The 19704-nt window shown below is 50.9% G+C and carries 23 protein-coding genes; 17 read left to right on the top strand and 6 right to left on the bottom strand.

The window, feature by feature from the left end:
• On the bottom strand, positions 1–982 hold a 982-nt coding region (locus tag BLX24_RS28300; protein WP_143092848.1), incomplete at its 3' end, for a TonB-dependent receptor.
• 66 nt (positions 983–1048) lie between these two features.
• On the opposite strand from BLX24_RS28300, the gene BLX24_RS33955 reads away from it, so the two are divergent.
• Positions 1049–1171: a hypothetical protein gene (locus tag BLX24_RS33955; protein ID WP_262483009.1), complete on the top strand. Its 123-nt coding sequence runs from the start codon at positions 1049–1051 to the stop codon at positions 1169–1171.
• Between the two features lie 312 nt (positions 1172–1483).
• Here BLX24_RS33955 and BLX24_RS28295 read toward each other — a convergent pair whose 3' ends face one another.
• Positions 1484–1909 (bottom strand): hypothetical protein, encoded by a 426-nt coding sequence (locus tag BLX24_RS28295; RefSeq protein ID WP_071506599.1) that lies wholly within the window; start codon positions 1907–1909, stop codon positions 1484–1486.
• 60 nt (positions 1910–1969) lie between these two features.
• Between BLX24_RS28295 and BLX24_RS28290 the strand changes: the two genes are divergently transcribed.
• The 7 genes from BLX24_RS28290 to BLX24_RS28260 all read left to right on the top strand — a co-directional run bounded on the left by BLX24_RS28290 (position 1970) and on the right by BLX24_RS28260 (position 6947).
• Positions 1970–2635, top strand: coding sequence for a recombinase family protein (locus BLX24_RS28290; RefSeq protein ID WP_071506598.1), 666 nt, complete (start codon positions 1970–1972; stop codon positions 2633–2635).
• 161 nt (positions 2636–2796) lie between these two features.
• Complete coding sequence (locus BLX24_RS28285; protein ID WP_071506597.1) at positions 2797–3456, top strand: nucleotide-binding protein; 660 nt, start codon at positions 2797–2799, stop codon at positions 3454–3456.
• A 62-nt stretch (positions 3457–3518) separates the two neighbouring features.
• Positions 3519–3818: a hypothetical protein gene (locus BLX24_RS28280; protein WP_143092847.1), complete on the top strand. Its 300-nt coding sequence runs from the start codon at positions 3519–3521 to the stop codon at positions 3816–3818.
• A gap of 30 nt (positions 3819–3848) precedes the next feature.
• Positions 3849–4832 (top strand): replication protein RepA, encoded by a 984-nt coding sequence (locus tag BLX24_RS28275; protein WP_071506595.1) that lies wholly within the window; start codon positions 3849–3851, stop codon positions 4830–4832.
• A gap of 494 nt (positions 4833–5326) precedes the next feature.
• Positions 5327–6304, top strand: a complete 978-nt coding sequence (locus BLX24_RS28270; RefSeq protein ID WP_071506594.1) for a DUF8464 domain-containing protein — start codon at positions 5327–5329, stop codon at positions 6302–6304.
• Positions 6305–6346: 42 nt separating this feature from the next.
• A complete protein-coding gene (locus BLX24_RS28265; RefSeq protein WP_071506593.1) occupies positions 6347–6589 on the top strand; it encodes a hypothetical protein in 243 nt (80 codons plus the stop codon).
• Positions 6590–6629: 40 nt separating this feature from the next.
• Positions 6630–6947 carry a hypothetical protein gene (locus tag BLX24_RS28260; RefSeq protein ID WP_071506592.1) on the top strand — a complete coding sequence of 106 codons (318 nt, stop codon included), beginning with the start codon at positions 6630–6632 and terminating at the stop codon, positions 6945–6947.
• A 1-nt stretch (position 6948) separates the two neighbouring features.
• Here the strand turns inward: BLX24_RS28260 and BLX24_RS28255 are convergent, their stop codons facing one another.
• Both BLX24_RS28255 and mobQ read right to left on the bottom strand, forming a co-directional pair.
• Positions 6949–7425, bottom strand: coding sequence for a hypothetical protein (locus BLX24_RS28255; protein WP_071506591.1), 477 nt, complete (start codon positions 7423–7425; stop codon positions 6949–6951).
• Complete coding sequence (gene mobQ, locus BLX24_RS28250) at positions 7379–8332, bottom strand: MobQ family relaxase (RefSeq protein ID WP_177225939.1); 954 nt, start codon at positions 8330–8332, stop codon at positions 7379–7381. The genes BLX24_RS28255 and mobQ overlap by 47 nt, the downstream gene beginning before the upstream one ends.
• 282 nt (positions 8333–8614) lie before the next feature.
• On the opposite strand from mobQ, the gene BLX24_RS28245 reads away from it, so the two are divergent.
• From BLX24_RS28245 to BLX24_RS28205, 9 genes are all read left to right on the top strand, one after another.
• Positions 8615–9952 carry a type IV secretory system conjugative DNA transfer family protein gene (locus BLX24_RS28245; RefSeq protein ID WP_177225938.1) on the top strand — a complete coding sequence of 446 codons (1338 nt, stop codon included), beginning with the start codon at positions 8615–8617 and terminating at the stop codon, positions 9950–9952.
• On the top strand, positions 9949–10899 hold the full coding sequence (locus BLX24_RS28240; RefSeq protein ID WP_071506588.1) for a hypothetical protein: 951 nt from the start codon (positions 9949–9951) through the stop codon (positions 10897–10899). The genes BLX24_RS28245 and BLX24_RS28240 overlap by 4 nt, the downstream gene beginning before the upstream one ends.
• Before the next feature lie 3 nt (positions 10900–10902).
• Positions 10903–11679, top strand: coding sequence for a hypothetical protein (locus BLX24_RS28235; protein ID WP_143092845.1), 777 nt, complete (start codon positions 10903–10905; stop codon positions 11677–11679).
• 743 nt (positions 11680–12422) lie between these two features.
• Positions 12423–12803, top strand: a complete 381-nt coding sequence (locus BLX24_RS28230; RefSeq protein ID WP_071506586.1) for a hypothetical protein — start codon at positions 12423–12425, stop codon at positions 12801–12803.
• Entirely contained in the window at positions 12800–13999 is a 1200-nt protein-coding gene (locus BLX24_RS28225) for a hypothetical protein (protein WP_143092844.1), read from the top strand. Before BLX24_RS28230 ends, BLX24_RS28225 begins: the two co-directional genes overlap by 4 nt.
• Before the next feature lie 219 nt (positions 14000–14218).
• Positions 14219–15505: a DNA (cytosine-5-)-methyltransferase gene (dcm, locus tag BLX24_RS28220; protein ID WP_071506584.1), complete on the top strand. Its 1287-nt coding sequence runs from the start codon at positions 14219–14221 to the stop codon at positions 15503–15505.
• The gene (locus tag BLX24_RS28215; RefSeq protein WP_071506583.1) at positions 15505–15960 is read left to right on the top strand and encodes a very short patch repair endonuclease; all 456 of its coding nucleotides are present in this window, start codon (positions 15505–15507) and stop codon (positions 15958–15960) included. The genes dcm and BLX24_RS28215 overlap by 1 nt, the downstream gene beginning before the upstream one ends.
• Positions 15957–17201 carry a type II restriction endonuclease gene (locus tag BLX24_RS28210; RefSeq protein WP_071506582.1) on the top strand — a complete coding sequence of 415 codons (1245 nt, stop codon included), beginning with the start codon at positions 15957–15959 and terminating at the stop codon, positions 17199–17201. Before BLX24_RS28215 ends, BLX24_RS28210 begins: the two co-directional genes overlap by 4 nt.
• 110 nt (positions 17202–17311) lie before the next feature.
• A complete protein-coding gene (locus BLX24_RS28205) occupies positions 17312–17557 on the top strand; it encodes an HTH-like domain-containing protein (RefSeq protein WP_083422231.1) in 246 nt (81 codons plus the stop codon).
• Between the two features lie 272 nt (positions 17558–17829).
• Here the strand turns inward: BLX24_RS28205 and BLX24_RS28200 are convergent, their stop codons facing one another.
• Positions 17830–18477, bottom strand: a complete 648-nt coding sequence (locus BLX24_RS28200; protein ID WP_071506581.1) for a cation efflux transmembrane domain-containing protein — start codon at positions 18475–18477, stop codon at positions 17830–17832.
• An 18-nt stretch (positions 18478–18495) separates the two neighbouring features.
• The coding region (locus BLX24_RS32870) for a TonB-dependent receptor plug domain-containing protein (RefSeq protein ID WP_177225937.1) at positions 18496–19704 on the bottom strand (1209 nt) is incomplete at its 5' end.

Raw genomic sequence — 19704 nt, 5'->3', positions numbered from 1 at the left:
CCCCGCCGATGCGGTTTTCCCAATTGCCCATCGCCCCCACTGTCAGCGTAGCCGTGGGATTGAGGTAGAAATAAAGTCGCGGATTGACGGTATATCGCTCGTAATTGGGCAGGGCCGAAAAGCCGGTTTTGCCAGGGTCGTACTCGCGTTGGGTGTTGCGAGCTGCGAACAGGGTCACACCAACCTTTTCCCATTTCTGACCCCAAAAACCACTGAGATCGAGGCCCCGTGCCGTAGTGCCATTGAGCATAAAACTTAGCTCGCGTTCAGCGGTCGGTCGTTTGGTAATCAGGTTGACCAAGCCCGCAATGGCCCCGCCCCCGTACAGCGTTGATGCCGAGCCCTTGATAACTTCGACTTGCCGCAGATTCAGCGGGGGAATTTGCAGAATGCTAAGGCCAGCGGCAAAGCCGGAATAAAGCGGCAAACCGTCTTGCAAAATCTGTGTGTATCGACCATCCAGCCCCTGAATGCGAATGTTTGCGTTCGCTGAAACGGGCGAGGTTTGTTGCACCTGAATGCCGGTGCTTTCGTTGAGCTGCATTCTAATGTCGCCCGGTCGCATGTTGGCCTTTTCTTCCAACTCTTCGCCCGTAATGGCTTCGATCCGGGTGGGTATGTCGTCGATGCTGCGATTGCTGCGCGTCGAAGTCACCACTACTTCTTCGAGTTCTTCCCCTTCGGCTTGTCGGAGTTTCACAACCAATGAATCCACTCCCGGCAGCGTTAGGCTATCGGTTTGGCTTTCGTAGCCGACAAAGGAACAGGTGAGCGCGTAGCGGCCTGGTGTTGGCACGGTCAACACCAGCCGCCCAGAGGTGTCCGCAGCGGCCCCGATCCGGTCAGGATTCAGCAAGGCGGTTGCACCGATCAAAGGTTTGCCTGTTTCGGCATCCTGAATCAAAACGCGCAGGGAGCTTTGCCCCCAGGCTATGGGTATTGTGGAGAGTGTCAGCCAGAGCGACACAATGAGCGATTTCATGAAAGGAATGTGTTTTGGTTAGCAATAGCCGCCCGGCCAGTCGGAGGCCGACCAGGAGCGAACAAAATGAAGCTAACCCAAGCGGGGAGGTTGCCAGATTCGCCCTGGTACATCGAACGCATGTGGAGCCTGGTACGAAGGCAACACCGCCAGAATAAGGGGAGCCGTGGGTATGATTACGCCGATTAATTGCGGAGCTTGCGGCAGGGTGCAGCCGAGACAGGTTGCACAGAGGCAGAAGGGCGAACAACCGGCATCATGGCTGTGATCGTCGGAGCGTGAAGTTTGCTCAGTGGCGGTTTCATCCTGGCAAAAGGCTTCGCAGGGTAGTCCCGAAAGCACTAGCACATACATCGCCCATATAATCCGCCACAGTTTCACGTCGCGAAGATACGAACTATAACCAGAAATGAATAGTATTTTGTATACAAGCATACGTCCGTTTGCTTGTATACAAAACAGGGCAAGGTTATCTTGCCGCCTGAAATATCGTCTGCGCTGTTACGCGCTGAGATCGCTCAATCGGTACTCGTTCAGTAATCCCATAATCGCAGTGCTGGGAGATGGAAAATTATATGCCCCTCCCGTCAACCATGAAGGAGAGTTTTTGGCATTATGGATTTCTGAGACTTTCGCCCAAAGTTCATCGTGCGGGTAGAGATACCAGGCTCCCAAATGCGGAAAGCAAATGAACAGGTTTTTGCCGATGTATTTCTGTTCAAATGTTAAACGCCCTTTGAGTTGTACTTTCAGAATATCGCTATTGTTTATGTGGATAGCCAGAAAATCGGCTCCCTCATAATCATCTGATAGCCTGATCGAATTGAAACCGTAATCCGCAAGTACGGCGGCAATTTTATGAAAGTTGTAATTCTCTTTTTGGCGGTGATTCAAATCGGTTTTGTAATCTACTTTTTGAAAAATCATGGTTGTAGCGTTTCAGTACGAAATAAAAGAAAACCTACATTCTACTGATCTTGAAATCTCATGAATAAGGCCATCGCGTATTATCGTGTATCAACTGACCGCCAGGGTAAAAGCGGGCTGGGTCTGGAAGCACAGCAAGAAGCCGTACGCCTGTTTGCCGATGGACAGGGCTACCAGGTCACGGCGCATTTTACCGAGATAGAAAGCGGTAAGCGGAATCAGCGCCCGCAGCTGCTGGCCGCACTTACCCAATGTCGGAAAGAGAAAGCCACGCTCATCATTGCCAAGCTCGACCGATTAGGCCGCAATGTTGCTTTCATTGCGAATCTAATGGAAAGCCGGGTTGAATTTAAAGCGGTCGATAATCCCCACGCTGATAAGCTGATGGTGCATTTACTGGCAGCATTCGCCGAGCATGAACGAGAGCAGATTAGCAGCCGCACAAAAGCTGCCCTACAAGCCGCGATCCGGCGCGGAGTGCAGTTGGGTAAGCATGGAAAAGAAGTGCAGTGCCATAAGGAGCGGGAAGCCGCCGACAGATTCGCAGAACAGATGCGCCCCACAGTTGAAGAGCTTCGGCGGCAGGGGATCACCACCATACGGGCAATCTGCGACGAACTAAACCGGCGCAAGATTTCGACCTATCGTAAGTCTGCCCACGGCTGGCATATTCGCACGGTACATGCCCTATTGAAGCGATTAAACGCTGTTGCTGCTTCGGTTTAATCGCACTGTAATTTGGTGATGATTTGAGAAATAACAGCTGTGAGATGATATATTTAGTGATATCATTATATATATCACAGAAGATAGTTTTATAGATATTGTTTGTAATATTGCAGATGATATACTTTTATTGTGTAAACAATTCACAATAAGGCTCTAAAATGATATTTACGACGGGTGGCATAAAGGGGGGAAGTGGGAAAACTACCTTTGCAACAAACTTAGCAATCTATCTTTCTTCTAAAGGCCGAGATGTTCTTTTTGTAGATGCTGATGACCAAGGGTCAGCGCATGCGTTTTCCATCCAGCGCGAAGCTACTACGAACGGCAATACTGGTTACACGGCGATACGCCAATCCGATAAAGAAGTTCGTTCCGAGGTATTAAAGTTAGCCAGCAAGTTTGATGATATCGTCATTGATACGGGCGGGCGCGACACTACTAGCCAAAGGGCGGCGCTTTCGATCACGGATGTTTATCTGGTTCCTTTCTATCCGCGTTCGCTTGATATCTGGACTCTGGAAAAGGTGGAAAGCCTGATTTCAGATATGCAGGTTGCGAACCCGAAACTAAAAGCGTTCTCGTTCATCAATCGAGCCGACTCGCAGGGGGGAGATAATCGGGATGTTGCCGAATTGCTCAAAGAGTCGCAGATCGTCACTTATCTGGATACTCCCTTGGTGCAGCGTAAGACCTTCGCAAATGCCATCAGCTACGGCCTGGGTATCTTTGAAATGAAGCCCAAGGATAAGAAAGCTACAGACGAATTTACAGCTTTGTATGAGGCTCTGTTTTCTGCACTGAAAATCAAAGCATATTGATTATTTGTGATACTATTATTAATATCACAAATAATATCATAAACGATATCATTATCAATATTATGGCCATAGCAAGAACACCAACCGCAACCGCGCCAAAAGCGCCATCCCCTACCGTGGATGAAAAGAAAATAGAGGCCCTGATAAATAAGGGCGGCTCATCGACCTTGGCGAAGCAGCCAATGGCAAATGAGGATGAAGACGAAATAAAAACGGTGCTTCTGCGAACGTATGAAAGTCTGGTGCAGGAGATTGACGAGTTTTTACTGACTATCCCCAAGCGGTCACGCCCGTCGCGCAATGCTTACATTGTTGAAGCTGTGCAGCAGAGATTGCAGCGAGACAAAGCAAAACGGAAGTAATGACGCATCCACCCCGTGAACAAAGCTCCCATGTCCAACGACAAAATAAAGCCTCAGACCGCACCCAGTCGGATCACTGAACGGCTTGTACAAACGGCCTATGAGATTGCGACAGATAAGGCGTCTATCGAGGATGCTATCTTTCAGCATTCTGTTTTGTGCCAGACCTTCTTACCGTACCGGAATCCGGGCGATGATGTACGCGTATGGCAACAGAAACAAGGCAATGTGAGCCTTGCCGTTCAAGCGGGGGGAGCCTTCAATCAAGACGGTGTGCTGGAAGAAATTGGCCTGCCCTACGGTACAAAAGCGCGTTTAATTCTCGCTCATATCAATTCGGAAGCGATCAAAAGTCAGAGCCGAGTTATTGACGTTGAAGGCTCCATGTCTGCTTTTATCAAAAGCATTGGCCTTAGCCTGGACGGTCGAACGATTCGGGAAGTTAAAGAGCAATTACGCAGGCTGTCCACCTGCAAACTTAGTTTGGGCTTTTCTAATGGTGTGCGGGGCGTCCAGTATGATCTACAGATCATCAACGCCTTTGATTTGTGGTTTCCGAAGAACGATAAGCAGCGCGTACTATGGCCATCGCGTGTGCAGCTGAACGAAGATTATTATCAAAGCCTACAGGCACACGCCATTCCGCTGGATGATCGAGCGTTGGCGGCGCTTTCCCATAATGCAATGGCCTTGGATATTTATTGTTGGTTGGCTCAACGCCTTCACAGAATTGGCCCGAAAGAAGTGCATTTTGTTTCGTGGGAGAGTTTAAAACTACAGTTCGGGCAGGGTTATGACAGGATGAATGATTTCAAAAAAATCTTTCGTAAAACTCTCACTAGCGTTCGTACTCAGTACTACGGTTCGCAGATTGAAGAAGTGGCGAACAAAGGGTTCAACCTGAAATTATCACCGCCCCCCATTCCGCATAAAATTTTGATTCCTGGGATAGGCAATAAAGAACGAATAGAGCCAGTAATTACGGCAGATACAGGGGCCAAGGACAAACAGTAAACCGCTTTTAAGTTCAACTGTGGCATGAAAGCACGTGCACTTTGTCTCACTTCTGATGGGCTAGAAATAGGAAAGAGAGCATTTAAGCAAGCCAACCGGCTCAAAAACCGAGAAAATGATAGTACGTGCACTTTGTCTCAGTTTACCGGACATAACTTGATTATCAGGCAATTATGAAATGTGGATAAGTATTCTTGTGAAAATGCTTTAAAATCAATGCCAATTTTACATAAAAACTTGATAATCAGAGTGATAATTATCCACGTGCACTTTGTCTCAGCCGATAGTTATCCACGTGCACTTTGTCTCAGTAAATACGTGCACTTTGTCTCACAAACCTATATATAACCCTATATAAAAAAAACCTATATCGGCGAACCGCAAATGTGAGTAACTGTCACCACATTGAGGAGCTGGAAACGTCTTTTACTGGTGAAAAGAAAAAATAGAACTGGGGCCGGTGGGGGGCGAAAAATATATGTTCATAAGAAAACATGAATATTGAACAGGCAAAGCGGATTTCATTGCCCAGATTACTGGCGCAGCTGGGCTATAAACCCGAGCGGGAAACTAAAGGCGGTTTAGAATTCTGGTACGCGTCGCCATTCCGGCCCGAAAAAGCCCCCTCGTTTCATACCAGCTTCATCGGCGGTAAATGGATATGGAACGATTTCGGCGACATTGGCGGCACGGTGATTGATTTTGTCATGCGTCACCAGGGCTTCACTCGGGTCAGTGACGCACTACGGTTTCTGGACGGGATGAATCAGGGCCAAACAAACCTGATGCAATCCAGCCAGCAGACAATACCCCGCAGCCCTGATCTTTTTTCTTTTCAGCAGCAGGAAACCGACCGCGAAGCGGTCGAAAATTTTTTGCCGGATCGCCAGTTAGAATTTCTTCAGGCCCTGCCGTTGCGCAGCCAAACCATCCTGACCTATCTGGCTCAGGAACGGGGCATACCGGCCCCGATAGCCCAGCGGTATTTGCAGCTGGTGCGCTATCGGAATCTCAACAACGGGCGGGATTATTTCGCCTTCGGCATGCCCAACCAGGCCGGAGGCTATGAGATCCGCGTAGCGTCGAACCAATACAATTTCAAATCGGCGCTTCTGGCGCGGGATATTACCGTTATCCCCGGCACATCCCCCGAGCGTAAAAACGTGCATGTGTTCGAAGGGATGACGGATTTTCTTTCGTTTCTGGTGCTGAACGGGGTTCATCAGGCCCCCGATGACTGCATCATCATGCACTCGCTGTCTTCCTTTCATCGTGCCGTGTCGCACATCCGGAGCCAGCACTATCAGGCAATCAAAACGTATCTGGATAACGATAAGGCGGGCCAGCAGGGGACAGAAAAGTTTAAGGCGGAGTTCGGGGCAATCCTCTTGCCCCAGGGCGAGGCATTCGCCCCGCACCACGATTTAAACGACCTGTTACGGGCGCAGCGATCCCAGCAAAAACGTCATTAAACCTTCGCATCCGGAGCAGCAGGTTTCTGGTATAGTGAAGGTATGACACAGCCAGCCGCTCAGATTGTTTTGTTTCCCTACCATGTACGTGACGACGACACGCCCATCAGCGAATTGAGCGAAGCCGAAGCCGTATGGGTGGCAAGGAAAGAAGCCGCATGGCTATTAAACCAAGTCGCCACGGGCCAGATTGCCGAAATCCCTGAATCATCCCGGCAATGTATCAGCGAAATAAACAGCTTCTGCGTCAAATACGGATACCCGCCGATTGATTGTGATTTGTAGGGATTTATGACCAATTTTAGGAAGTTAAATACTTCCTGCAATGGCATCCAAGACCATCGAAGAAATTATGCGCCAGGCATCAGCCAAAAATCAGGCAGCCTTTAAAGAATCGGTGCAACAACTTAAAGATAACAACGCGCAGCTCAAGGCCGATAACTATGGCCCGCAGACGTTTGCACGACGCGCGGAACAAACTCGCACCAGCGAGCCGCAGATCAGTGAACGCGTGAGCCACCATCTGGACAATCACCAGCGCGGAGCGGACAAGATACGGGATGCGCAGACCCAGAGCCAGCAGCCCAAAGACGCCGCGCCGGAAAAGACCACCCCCGAGAAAACACCCGAACCCGAACGCTGATCTATTCCGCTGCCTTTTCGAACGGGCTGGCAATGGTCAGGGCTGAAATCACGGGTTGCCCTGCTTCCGGTTCCTGATCCTGATGGGGGTGAAATTCCCGCAGCTCCTTTACCCGTTCGCGTAGTAACGCCTGTTCGACGCGGTGCAGGTTTTTGCCCGTCAGGGTGAATACATGCGTTGTGGTTTGAATAGAGAGCGTTTCAGGGGGTGTGTAGAACCACCCCAGTAGGTAGGCATAGCCGCACCCATAGATACGCCCCTGCCGGTCGATTATGTGGAATCTGGGGGCATTGCCCCGCTTCTCCCTGTACTCGACCAAAGCGCGGTATCGGTTATCCTCCGTTTCTTCGGTTTCGTCCGGTTCCGCGTTCGGGGCCGGTTTGACCAGGGCGGGGAAGGATTGCCGCGTATATTTCCGGAGAAGTTCGTTTTTATCGTTCGAAGCCGCCCCGCTCGTGTTCCCGTTCGTCGTTTCCATAGAAGTCTTTGTGATTGTTGTCTCCATAAGCGGCCTCGTAATACTGATAGGCGATGTCATCGCGTACCGCGTCCAGGGCGCGGCTTGAATGGTAGGTAATCTGATGTGTCAGGCTATGGCTGGCATAGGCCGTCTGGGCATAATTCCGGTGCATGACCTGCCGCACCTGCTTACCCCATTCGGTTTCATAGCCGCGTTTCTCCAGATGCGTGACCTTCGGCCCGATCTTGGGTTGCGGTTCACGCTGGATGCCTTTGCTTTTCAGGCTCCGGAGATCAAACCGAATGTCAGAATCGGCCTGTTCTGATACGCGGTTCAGCACAGATTCATAAGAATTATGGGCATCATAGAGGAATTTCTTTCCGTCCAGATCATAATATCCGGTTTGTTTCTTCCCGAAGCCATCCCCCTGCACCGGCCGCAGGGTGAACATGATGTGAGCATGCGGGTTTTTCTCTCCATCGGATGCATCCGGGCTATGAATGGCAAAATCGGCCACTAATCCGCGAGGGGTAAGGTTTTCCCCGATAAACTCCCGCACCACCTGCTTTTGCTGCTCTGCATCAAGATTACGGGGCAGGATTAGCAGGATTTCTTTTGCCAGCTGGGCATCCTTTCTTTTTTCACCCGCTTCAACCCGATTCCACAATTCTTCCCGGTTGGTCATCCATTCGGGCGCGCCTTCCGGTGCGATGATCTCCGCATGAAGCACATGATGTTTCATGCTGTAATCGTGCGTTCTGTTGTATCGCTCGTCTTTCATCCGTTCGCCTGAACGGTAAGCCGCGCAGGCTACGACCGAGCGGGAGGAGTCTTTCACGACGGAACCTGACCTATAGGCCGACGCCCCCGGCGCGGATCGACCGCCGGAACGGCGGATGGTTGTTATGTGCAACGTTGCATGCATGCAAAAAAGGTTTTTGGCGAAAGATTGTCTAAGTGCGCGTCTAATAGAGTTGCTAACGCAACTCTTCCCCAAAGGCCAGTATCGGGCGGCAATTTCCTGAAGAATCGGTAATGAAAAAACGGGAAATTTCCCGTTTTGAGTCATCGGGGCAATGCTTAGATTGCGGCTTGAAGACTTATCCACATGGCTGATTACGACCTAGATAGCCCCCTTTATTATTTCACCAGCGCCGACACGGGGAGCCGTTCGGACGTCTTCACGATCCGGCATGCCTGCGAGGGTGTGCAAATCTTTGGCGGTATCGGTTCGGGTAAAACCAGCGGCAGCGGGGCGGCTTTGGCAAAAGCCTATCTGCGGGCCGGATTCGGGGGCCTGGTCCTGTGCGCCAAAAAAGACGAGCTGGATACATGGCAGCGGTACGCCAAAGAAACCGGACGCAGTGACAGCGTTCTGATTTTCGATGCCAGCGGGGAATACCGTTTCCCCTTCCTGCAATACGAAGTGAACCGGGAAGGCGAGGGCGCCGGATATACGGAAAATTTGGTGCGGCTGTTCATGACGGTTTACGAGGCCGTGAGCCGTAGCAGCGGCAGCGGGGCCGATCCGTATTGGTCAGGGGCGATGCAGCAACTGATGCGGAACGCCATTGACCTTTGTCTGATTGCGCGCGGAACAGTGTCCGTGCCGCTCATGCATGAGATCGTGCGATCCGCCCCCCAGAGTACCGACGAGCGCAACAGCCCCGAATGGTGGGAAAAGAGCTTGTGCGCCCAGCTACTGGCCGAATGCCAGACCAAGACGCTCGACAAGTGGACAGATTACGACCTCGAAACCACGGCGGGTTACTGGCTGGATGAATATCCGAGCATCAGCAGCCGCACCCGTTCGGGGATTGTGTCGATGTTCACCACCACCACGGATCATTTTTTGCGCCGGCCATTCCGGATGCTGTTTTCCGAGCCGCCGGAAGACCCCACCAAAATAGCCTTTCCCGAACTCACGCATGAGGGCGTGATTATTATCATGAACCTGCCCGTCAAAGAATTCGGCAGCGCGGGCCGGGCCGCTCAGGTCGTGTATAAATACATCTGGCAGCAGGCGACCGAACGGCGGGACGTGAAGGAGAACCCCCGGCCGGTGTTTCTGTGGGTGGATGAAGCCCAGAACTTTGCCACGGAATACGACATGCAGTTTCAGGCGACCGCCCGCAGTTCGCGGGCCTGCACGGTGTATCTGACCCAGAACCTGCCGAACTATTACGCGGAAATGGGCGGGGAAGGGAGCCGCCACCGCGTGAATTCGCTGGTGGGCAACCTGCAAACGAAAATATGGCATGCCAACAGCGATCCCGAAACCAACACGCACGCCGCCGATGTGATTGGCAGGAGCTGGCATGTACGGCGGGGCGAATCGCAATCCTTCGGCGGGCAGACGCTCAATCTGGGGGAATCCCAGCAGGAGAGCTTTGATTACGATGTAAGCCCCCAGATATTCACCCGCCTGCTGAAAGGCGGGCCGGAAAACGCCCATACGGTGGTGGGCGTACTTTTCCAGAATGGCCGTACTTGGTCGAACAAACGAACTTACCTGATTTCTACCTTTAACCAGCTTAAACCATGAGAAACCAACCACGCGACGTTACGGGCGGTGAAGCCGTATGGGGCGGGATGATTCCCGGCCTGCAACTGATGAATTACCTTCTGGGATTGCTCACCGTGCCGATTGAGGTGTTTTTACGCCGGGACTTCGGAGAGCGTTATTTTACCCGCATGAACTTTTTCGGCGGGCTGATCATCCTGCTGCTGTGGCAGCTGGCCGGTTCGCTGTTCGGCCTGCTGAATATGTTCAATCCGCTGATGTGGCTGATGAACCGTACCAGCTCAGGTAGCAGCGTTCTGCCGGGCATCATCAAATGGTACATCATTTTCAGCATCGGCCACTTTCTGTACATGTGGTGGAAAGACATTATCGGTAAGCCGGTGCATTCCTATTCGGCGGGCCGTTCGTGGCTTCGGCCAGTAGGGGGCGCGCTGATGTTCGTGCTGAACCTGATTTTAGAGCAGGTCGTGCGGATGCTGCTGTCGATGACTCCGCAAGCCGATCAGGGGCGGCTATCCAGTTTGCTGCCGGTATTGCGTGACAAAGACACGTTTACGGAGCGTTTTGTCGAGCCGTTTGTCGTGTTCGTATTTGCGCTGATGTTTATGAGTTCAGGGCAATACATGGTGGCATGGTGGCTGCTGTTTTCGGTGATGGCGCTGAATCTGTACACCGGCATCCGTCACCAGGCCGAACGGGGCGTTTTTCTGGATTATCGGGATCAGATGATCGACGCGGAATTTTACCGCGCCTTCCTTGCCGGAGAGCAGAGCGAGGGCACGAACGCACAGGAACGCATGGTTCGGGAAACGGCGCGGGAGGTAGAGAAAAACCCCGATGTGTTGCAGGTGATCGAACGGAAGAATCCGAGCCTTGCCGCAGCCATTGAGCGGATCAGCCCGAAACTGAAAGCAATGGGGCAGGAGCCACAACGACCGGACGAAGAAAGCCAACCCATAGCCGCCTGAACCATGAACAGAATAGCAGCGATTATGCTGGCGGCATCCTGTGGGCTGCTTCTTTTCGCATGTGCGAAAGAAGCCAGCTCAGAACGCGAAAAGGAAATTCGGGTGCAGCTGATTGAGTTAGAAACGATCCGCAACAATGAGGGGATCGGAAGCGAAGAGAAGCGCAAAAAGACGGATCAGCTGGCTGTTAAATTAAGCCGCCTGTATCCGGCAGCGCCCCCCTTCGGAAAGGACACGACCGAACGGATTATCAAACCCACCCTGCCGGATACCGTAGGGCCGTTCCGGCGGGTTGACCGTTACACGTTTTACAAAGTCATGTCATCGAATCCGGCCAGCAAATCCCCGCTGGATTCAGCCTATGCCACCGAGAAGTATTTTAGCGGGCTGGCTAATTACGGCCTTTGGCGCGGAAAGAAACACATCCCTAATCAGGGGGTACTTGTCATTGTGACCGATTATGGTTTTTACCCTGAATGGCTGGGAATACTTACCCAGGAACAGACCTTGAAGGGGAACACGCAAGCGGCATTCAGACCATATTTGCGGAGTCATCAATTTGAGAAAGTAACCGAGCATCTCGGGCAAAAATGGGCTGTCTGGTACGACCCGAGCCAGCCCCGCCGGAACCATGTCGGATCACGGGTATTCCTGACCCATTGGAATCATCGCTTCGGCGTTATGGTAGCCACGACTGACACAACGGAACATGTACCGGTTCACTTTGCTAAACTGGTCGATGTGGAATGGTTGAACCGGCTCAAATACCCCAGACGATAACTAATTTTCAGAATCACCCCATCTTCAAAAGATGGGGTGATTCTGAGCAGAAGATAAACCGATCAATTATTTGTTATCCGGCCTATCCGATGTATTGTTGTGAGTGTATGATATGGGATAAATTATTGTACGGCATATCAATTTAATGGGAGAGCCTGACAGTAAACGTTAATTTTGTCATATTTCTATTAATTCTGTAGAAAAAATAGAAATATTTCGTTTGTCCTAACTTATGGACGGATAATTATAAGTTGGCAGGAATATTCGGAAAATATAAGCCAATATGTCAGGTCATCAGGGGAAATAATATTTTGGCCTGATTCTTGGAACGCGTACGCCTTATATATAGATGTGTCAGGCACATAAGAAATCCACAGACTGGTAATCTGTGGATTTCGTGAAAGAGCCGAGACTCTATAATACTAGGCACCGGAACAGGTTCGCACCCTGCCCGACATTCTGAGTGAGGAAATTTCTTGAGGTTCGCAAAGGTAATAACGTGAGTTCCTTCTCCAAAGTTTACCGGACAAAATTTTTCACTGCCGCTTTTATCACCTGCCGGGAATGACCAGGGATTTGTAAAACCAAAACTGTTCCCCTGTGTAACTACCGTACGTCTTACCATCCCAACTTAGCCTCTGAGTTCAGAACTCATACTTCGGCTGTCGTGTGCATCTTCAGATGCCGCATCTTCTCTGTGGGTTATCGAATCTACCCACGTTCATATTTTAATTTCAACTACAATGGGAAATAGTAAGCAGGGACGAAAACTCCGTCCCAAAAACCAGCCATCGAAACTGCTGCTCAGCGGCGATAATACAGCAATAGCAGTTGGTGGCAAAAGCGGTAACAATTCAACAAATGAATATATTGATATAAGATTGGTTCAATTGGATTTAGGCGTCGCAGCTCAAATCAAAATTGGCGACTTTGTCCAATTGCATTGGAATGGTACTAATTACGAAGTTTATTTCGACAGCCAGCGGCTGGGAAACGTGCCTGGCAATTATGAAAAGATATTGCTTCCGAAGGTTGACTATAAGGGGCGTTTAGTACGGGTGGTCATTTATGTTGACCCGATTGACGTTGTTGTTCGGTTACGCTTATCCCCTGATCAGTTATGAGCAAGCCGGTAAAGCTAACGACGCAAAATACGTACGGGCAACTATTTGATGCTTTATTTGCTAAAGAGTGTGCAACTAAGTGCCCAGCGTACGCAGCATGTGGCGGTCACCGCCTTTCTGCTCCTTGTGGATGTGCATGGCCTACCAGCAGCGGTAAGCGTCATAAATGCGAAGAATGTTCGCTGAATTGCCGAGAACGTACGAAAACCGGATTGAATGGGTCAGAACCTGACTCGATTCCGCATCTAAATGCAGGAAGTCTACTGGATCAAGTAATGGTCCAACAAAATTCGGAAATTCGGCTTCCTCTGTTTATTCCAACGAAAACCGAGTTTTTGAAGGATAGTGATACTCTGTCGGCATTGCGTTGGGCAGCAGCAGATATGGGCACATTGTTCAACATGAAAGGAACGATTAGTCATTTCGCTACCCGTCAATCCTCGCAAAAATACTTACGGGTAGGGCCAGAATGTAATCTTATCGCTGTACTAAACGGGAAAGATAATCGCCTAGAGAGATTTTGGGAGATGAAGCGCGGTACTATTCTGAAACAGTTACATGATAGTGGGTTTTCTATCGGTACAGGTGCGACCTTTTCTGTCACGGACGTAACGGAAAAAGGAACCCCGATGCCTTACTTTCACAACGCTACTATGTTGATGCGTCATCATCGTGTTGTGCAAGAAATCCAAGTCGCTGGTATGGAGGCTGTTCCTAATATCTACTGGATAGATAAAGATCAGAAAGAAATACAGCGATGGGCTGAATGGTTGATGAAAAACCCTGGTATCCGAATTGTATCGCGTGATTTTACATCAACCCGCAATAAGCATACTGTGATGAGTAAACTTTATGAGTTGGTTTCATTGTTGAATACCGTTGGTCGGTCATTTCATGTGATGATCGTAGGGACAGGTATAAAAATAGCACCGCTCGTCTTACGAGAATTAGCTAAAGCCGGTCATTTTGGGAGTATCGTAACATCTGCGCCTATTCAACTTGCATATCGAAATGCGAGATACCGTTTAGGCGATAATAACCAAATTTTTACTGAAAAATGCACTGACCGGTCAGTACCGTTTTCGGATTTAATGCGACACAACATGGAAATTTTCGAACAAGCCCTGTTTGATGCTGTTGCTGGAACTCCGGCAGAGCATAAAGCTCTATCTAATGTGTTGCTGTCAGAGTTTTAATTAACGCAGAAGGGGCTTCTAAGAAGCCCCTTCTGCGTTAATTAACCCAAAGTTCAATTTTGGTCGGAGTTGAACGAAGGATGATGATAAGCGATTGAGTATGATTAAATTAAAAAATTATAATGTTTTAATTTATAAAATTATCGTGACTGGGCATGGACTTTGATCTATTTGTGACTACTATTGTGCCAAATTGTCAAAAACATTCCCAGAGGCATTATGCAAACCGGATTTTTAACCCTACGGGAACAGTCTGGACTGACGCCCCAAGAAGTAGCCGACCGCTGTGCTGTTAGCTTACGAACGGTTTACCGTTGGGAAAAGGGAGAGTGCAAGCCAAATACGCTTGCCGTTCGGGAGCTTCAAAAAATTGTCAAAGCGGCCAATACAAACAGAATGTCAAATAGCCCACAGTTTAAATTTATTGATCTATTCGCCGGAATCGGCGGGTTTCGGAAGGCCTTTGAAAGTATTGGCGGGAGGTGCGTTTTCACCAGCGAATGGGATAAGGCATGCCGGACAACTTATCAGGCAAATTACGGATGTGATCATCCGGTCGAAGGCGATATTCGAGAATTTACCAAAGACCCAGAAAGCCTAGATAAGATACCTGCGCACGATGTTTTAATCGGTGGATTTCCATGCCAGCCATTTTCTATTGCGGGTGTATCGAAGAAAAACGCCCTTGGGCGTCTGCACGGATTCCGTTGTGAAACACAGGGGACGTTATTTTTCGACCTCGCTCAGATTATCGAACATCATCGCCCCCCAGCAATTCTGCTGGAAAACGTAAAGAACCTTGTCAGCCATGACGGGGGCAAAACGTTTCGGATCATCCGCCAGACCCTGGAGGAAGAACTGGGCTATACCATCGACTACCGCATCATCGACGGGAAGAACTGGGTTCCCCAGCACCGCGAGCGGATTTTCATTGTCGGTTTCCGCAACGATGTTGGATTCGATTTCCGCAAACTGGAGCTGCCCGACTTTTCGGCACGGCCCAAGCTGGAAAGCATCCTGCACAGAACGGATGGATCGGAGCTGGACGAACCGCCTTACTTCGTGAATGGCGAAGTCGCGGAAAAATACACCCTGACGCCTAGGCTTTGGCAGTATCTACAGGATTACAAGGAAAAGCACTCCAAGGCCGGTAACGGCTTCGGTTTCGGTCTTTTCGGGCCGGAAGATGTTTCCAGGACGCTTTCCGCTAGGTACTACAAGGACGGTTCGGAGATACTCATTCGTCAGGAGGGCAAGCGGCCCCGTCGCCTGACCCCCCGCGAGTGCGCTCGCCTGATGGGTTTTGATCTGCCCAGCGAATCCAGCTTTCAGATTCCTGTTTCCGATACCCAAGCATATCGCCAGTTCGGGAATTCGGTTGTTGTCCAAGCTGCGCAGGCCGTAGCCCGTCACATGAAGCCCCATATCATGGAGGCCATTGCAAGGCGGGACAACCAGCTTAGTATTCCGTTCGAGATTGCAGACCGCCAAGTCGTTCCTGCCTGATGGCTGATGTAGTTTCGCCGGAAAAACGCAGCCAGATGATGGCTGGTATCAAAGGGAAGAACACAAAGCCGGAAATGGCCATGCGTTCCGCCCTTCACCGGCTGGGATTCAGATACAAGCTGCATGGAAAGGGCATGCCGGGGAAGCCCGACGTGGTTTTTCCAAAATACAGGGCCGTGCTGCTTGTGCATGGCTGTTTCTGGCATGGGCATAGCTGCCACCTATTCAAATGGCCATCGTCACGCTCTGAATTCTGGCACACGAAAATCAACCGGAACCGCGAGGTTGACCGCGAAAGCGCGGCCAACCTCGAACAGGCTGGCTGGCGTGTTGGCGTTGTCTGGGAATGCGCAGTCAGGGGACGGGTGATGCTCCCGTTTCCTGATGTTGTCGAAGCTGTCGGCAAGTGGTTACAGTCGGAGGAACCGACGCTTGAAATACGAGGAACTTTATGAATGAGGGTTATCTATCCGCATATTTTGCTGCCGTTGCTGCAAAGCGCCTGAGCGCGGTCGAAGCTGATACGGCACGATCCCACCAGCACGAATTCAACGGCACCAGTGAGCTGAAAATGGTGCTGGGTACCGGCACGGGTGAGAAGGTGACCTTTCCCGCCAGCTTTGTGTGGCTGGGACAGGAGAACGAGGCCGTTTCATCGGACGGTTTTGTTACGTGGTACGATTCACGGCGAAACCATCCGACCCGATCCGAATACCGGCTGTATTTCCCGACAACGGATGTAAGCGAGCTGGCACAAGCAGGCGATCTGATGCTGATTGCCCGGCGCACGGACGGTTCCGTGATGATTATCGTTACAGCCGCAGGCACCACGATTGAAAACCAGCTTCTCTGGCTGTTCGGTCTGCCATCCCCCGAAGGCTCGAAATTTACGCTGAATGATATTCAGGACGGGAAAGACCGCGAGGTTGATTTTGCCGTTCGCTTCATTCTGGAGGAGCTGGGAATTGATGTTGAGGAGCCGGAAACGGATTATCTGGATTCCCTGCTTGAACGGTTTCAAGGGAAATTTCCCAAGACCGCCGAATTCTCCCTGTATGCCCGGCAGACGCTGAAGGACGTAAGCCCCTTCGAGGAGCCAGACAGAACGCTCATGGCATGGATGGAGCACGAAGAAAAATTGTTCCGGCGACTTGAACGGCAGATTGTCGAACAGCGCCTGCAAAGTGGCTTCATTAGCGGCGAAGGTGCAGACGTGGAGGGCTTTATAAATTTCTCCCTCAGTGTGCAGAATCGCCGTAAATCGCGGGCAGGGCTGGCGCTCGAAAACCACCTCGAAGAACTGTTTCGCGCCCACAGCATTTCATACAGCCGCGTTGCCGAAACGGAAAACAGGGCAAAACCTGACTTTCTTTTTCCTAGTGGTGCAGCCTACCACAACCCCGCCTTTCCGCCTACGCTGCTGACCATGCTGGGCGTGAAAACCACCTGCAAGGATCGGTGGCGGCAGGTTCTGTCAGAAGCCGCCCGCATTGAGGACAAGCACCTTTTCACTCTGGAGCCGGGTATCAGTGAGAACCAGACCAGCGAAATGCAGGCCCAGCGTTTGCAGCTCGTCCTGCCTACATCCATCCATGATACCTATCGCCCAAGCCAGAGAAGCTGGCTAATGTCGCTCTCTGATTTCATTGCTGTTGCTGGTGAGCGGCAAGCCACCAGTATAGCCAGCGGATTCTAGAAAAAATCGACCAGAAGCGCAGGAAGCCTGTTTTAGAAAAAAAGTACTTTTTACATTTTAATATTTAAAAAGTACTTTGTACTTTTGTGAAGTAAATCAAACATAAGACAATGGATAAAACGGCAGAGGAACTGGGCCAGATACTGGCCGATATGTACAACAATGCACCACCAAAAAAGCTGGTCGTGATGATTCACCTTTTCGGCATTCAGTATTCTGAAGAAGTCAGAAAGGCCGGTTTGAAGGAGGTTGTAGCGGCAGCAGGACTATCCCACCATCTACAGGCGGAATTGAACAAGGGTGTGAATCTTGGTGAATATGTAATTGTTAGAGATCCGTGGAAATCGCGCTCATAGAACACTTTCCGGCCCACGGGTTTGAGGTCTGGATTGCCGCGCATCCACTTGCTAAATCGCTCGACAGTTTCAACGACTGGGGCGACGGTGATCTGATAGGTGATCTGCTTTACAGACACCCCAAGCGAGCAAAGTAAATTTTAGTAGTCTCACTCTGCCCTTGTATACAAGCAAACGACGGTATTTTAGTGAAAAATCCTGTTCGGTGGCTGTTACAATTGGCTGACGAACAGGATTTTATTTGATGTTGGTTTCGCTTGCCAACTACGTAGTTAGCAGTGGCCGCAGCAAGCCGCAGCATCTTTTGATTTCTCAAAACTCTCCTGCCCTTCCTTGAAGGAAAACCAGGCTAGGCCAAGCAATCCGGCAGCGTCGATGTAGGGCAGATGCAGCAGCTCATACAGTACGCTCGATGCCAGCAGCACCACCGACATATACACGCACACCATCGTACATTTGCCATCGGCAATAATGGAGGCTGAATTAAGCTGTTCGCCCGTGCGAATCTTCCAGCCAGCCAAAACGCGCATAATGGCAATGGAAAGCAGCGAGACCACGATACCGGCCACGGTCGTTTCCGGTTTCTGTTGCTCCCAGGCACTATAGCCTGCCCCGATCACCAGGCCCGCCACCAGCGCATAAAAGCAAACGCCCGTGATTTGCAGGGCCAGTTTTTCAAAGCGGCCCCGGTCTTTATTTCCGTACCGGCGCAAGCGGCCAATCATGGCCAGAATGCCCAAGCCGGAAACTACTTCGATAAAGCTATCCACGCCAAAACCTGCCAAGGTCAAGGCTTCGTCCTGAGCGCCATAATATAATGAAATGATCCCTTCACCGAGGTTGTAGAGGACGGTAAAAAGGGCCAGTCCGGTAGCTATTTTCCACCCTTTATGAACGGGTGCGTTGAGTGTCGATTCCATAATTCTATAACATTACGTTTAGAGAAATAATTTGATGCCTCCATTGGCCACAAAGCCTTCCAACGGTGCCCATACCTCCCGGAAGGAAGGTCGATCCACCGGGGGTAAAATCACCGCCTGGTAGCGATCCTGTCGAACATCGAGGATATTTTCAAAGTTGGCAAACACGCTGAAATGCTTCCACCGCCGTTCACCCATGACGCCCATCAGCCAGTAGGAACGCGACGCTCCCCCGGTCGAAAGCGGTTTGGGGCCGATGTAATAGGCTTCTAGGCCCAACCGGAATTTGCCTTCCAATTCGTACACCGCGACCAGGTTCACCCGGTGTTTGGCTGTTAGCGGAATGGCGCTGTTAAATTCGGCCCCGTTATAACGCCTGCGCGTATCCACTAGACTATAACCAGCATAGAGCTTAAAGGCTTCATAGCCAAGGCGCAGATTGGTTTCCAGACCCCGGCTGTCAATCGGCCCGTTTGCATTGGTGAATTGGTACACGGCAGCACTCGGCCCCGGTGTAATAATGGCCGGAATATCCAGCACCAGGGCATGATCCAGCTTGGTATAAAAGAAAAGCTGGTTGATCGACACGTCGATTACATCGAACAAGGTTGTGCGGTAATTCACGTCGAAATTGCCCCCGATGGAGGTTTCCGCTTGAGCGGTGGCCGGATCTATCGGGCGCACATTGCGAAAGGCCACGCTTTCGGCATCTTCGGTGAAGATGGTCGGCGCTTTGTAGCCCAGGCCCCCACCGAGCCGGGAGGTCAGGCGGTCAGACAATTTGAACAGGGCCGACACCCGCGGCAGCGCAAAGAAGCCGAAGCGGTTGTGATAGTCCCCACGCAATCCGGTTTCTAACGTCAGCCAAGGCCGCAGGGTGTAATTATTCTGGGCGAAGGCCCCCACCGTCACATACTGGTAGTTGCGACCCTGCCCGGCCCCATCTTCGGTAAATTGCTCCGTCCATAGATTGCCCCCGCCGATCCATTCCGACCGTGTGCCGGTATGGGTATAGCTGGCTTCGGTGAAGCTGGCCACCTGGTGTCCGGCAAAGCGGTAATCGGGCTGCGTAATGATCCGGTTGAAGTAACTGACGCTGTTTTTGATCGTCAGTACCGACCGCTCGAAACGCTTATCGAATTGGAGCTGCGAGGCCACCCGATCCGAGCGATTTCGCTCGAAATATTGATGGGTATTATCGGTGCGTCCATCGAGGACCTGCATATC

This window comes from Arsenicibacter rosenii (genome assembly GCF_001870735.1).
Taxonomy (GTDB): domain Bacteria; phylum Bacteroidota; class Bacteroidia; order Cytophagales; family Spirosomataceae; genus Arsenicibacter; species Arsenicibacter rosenii.
This window is presented reverse-complemented; position numbering and strand designations above follow the sequence as displayed.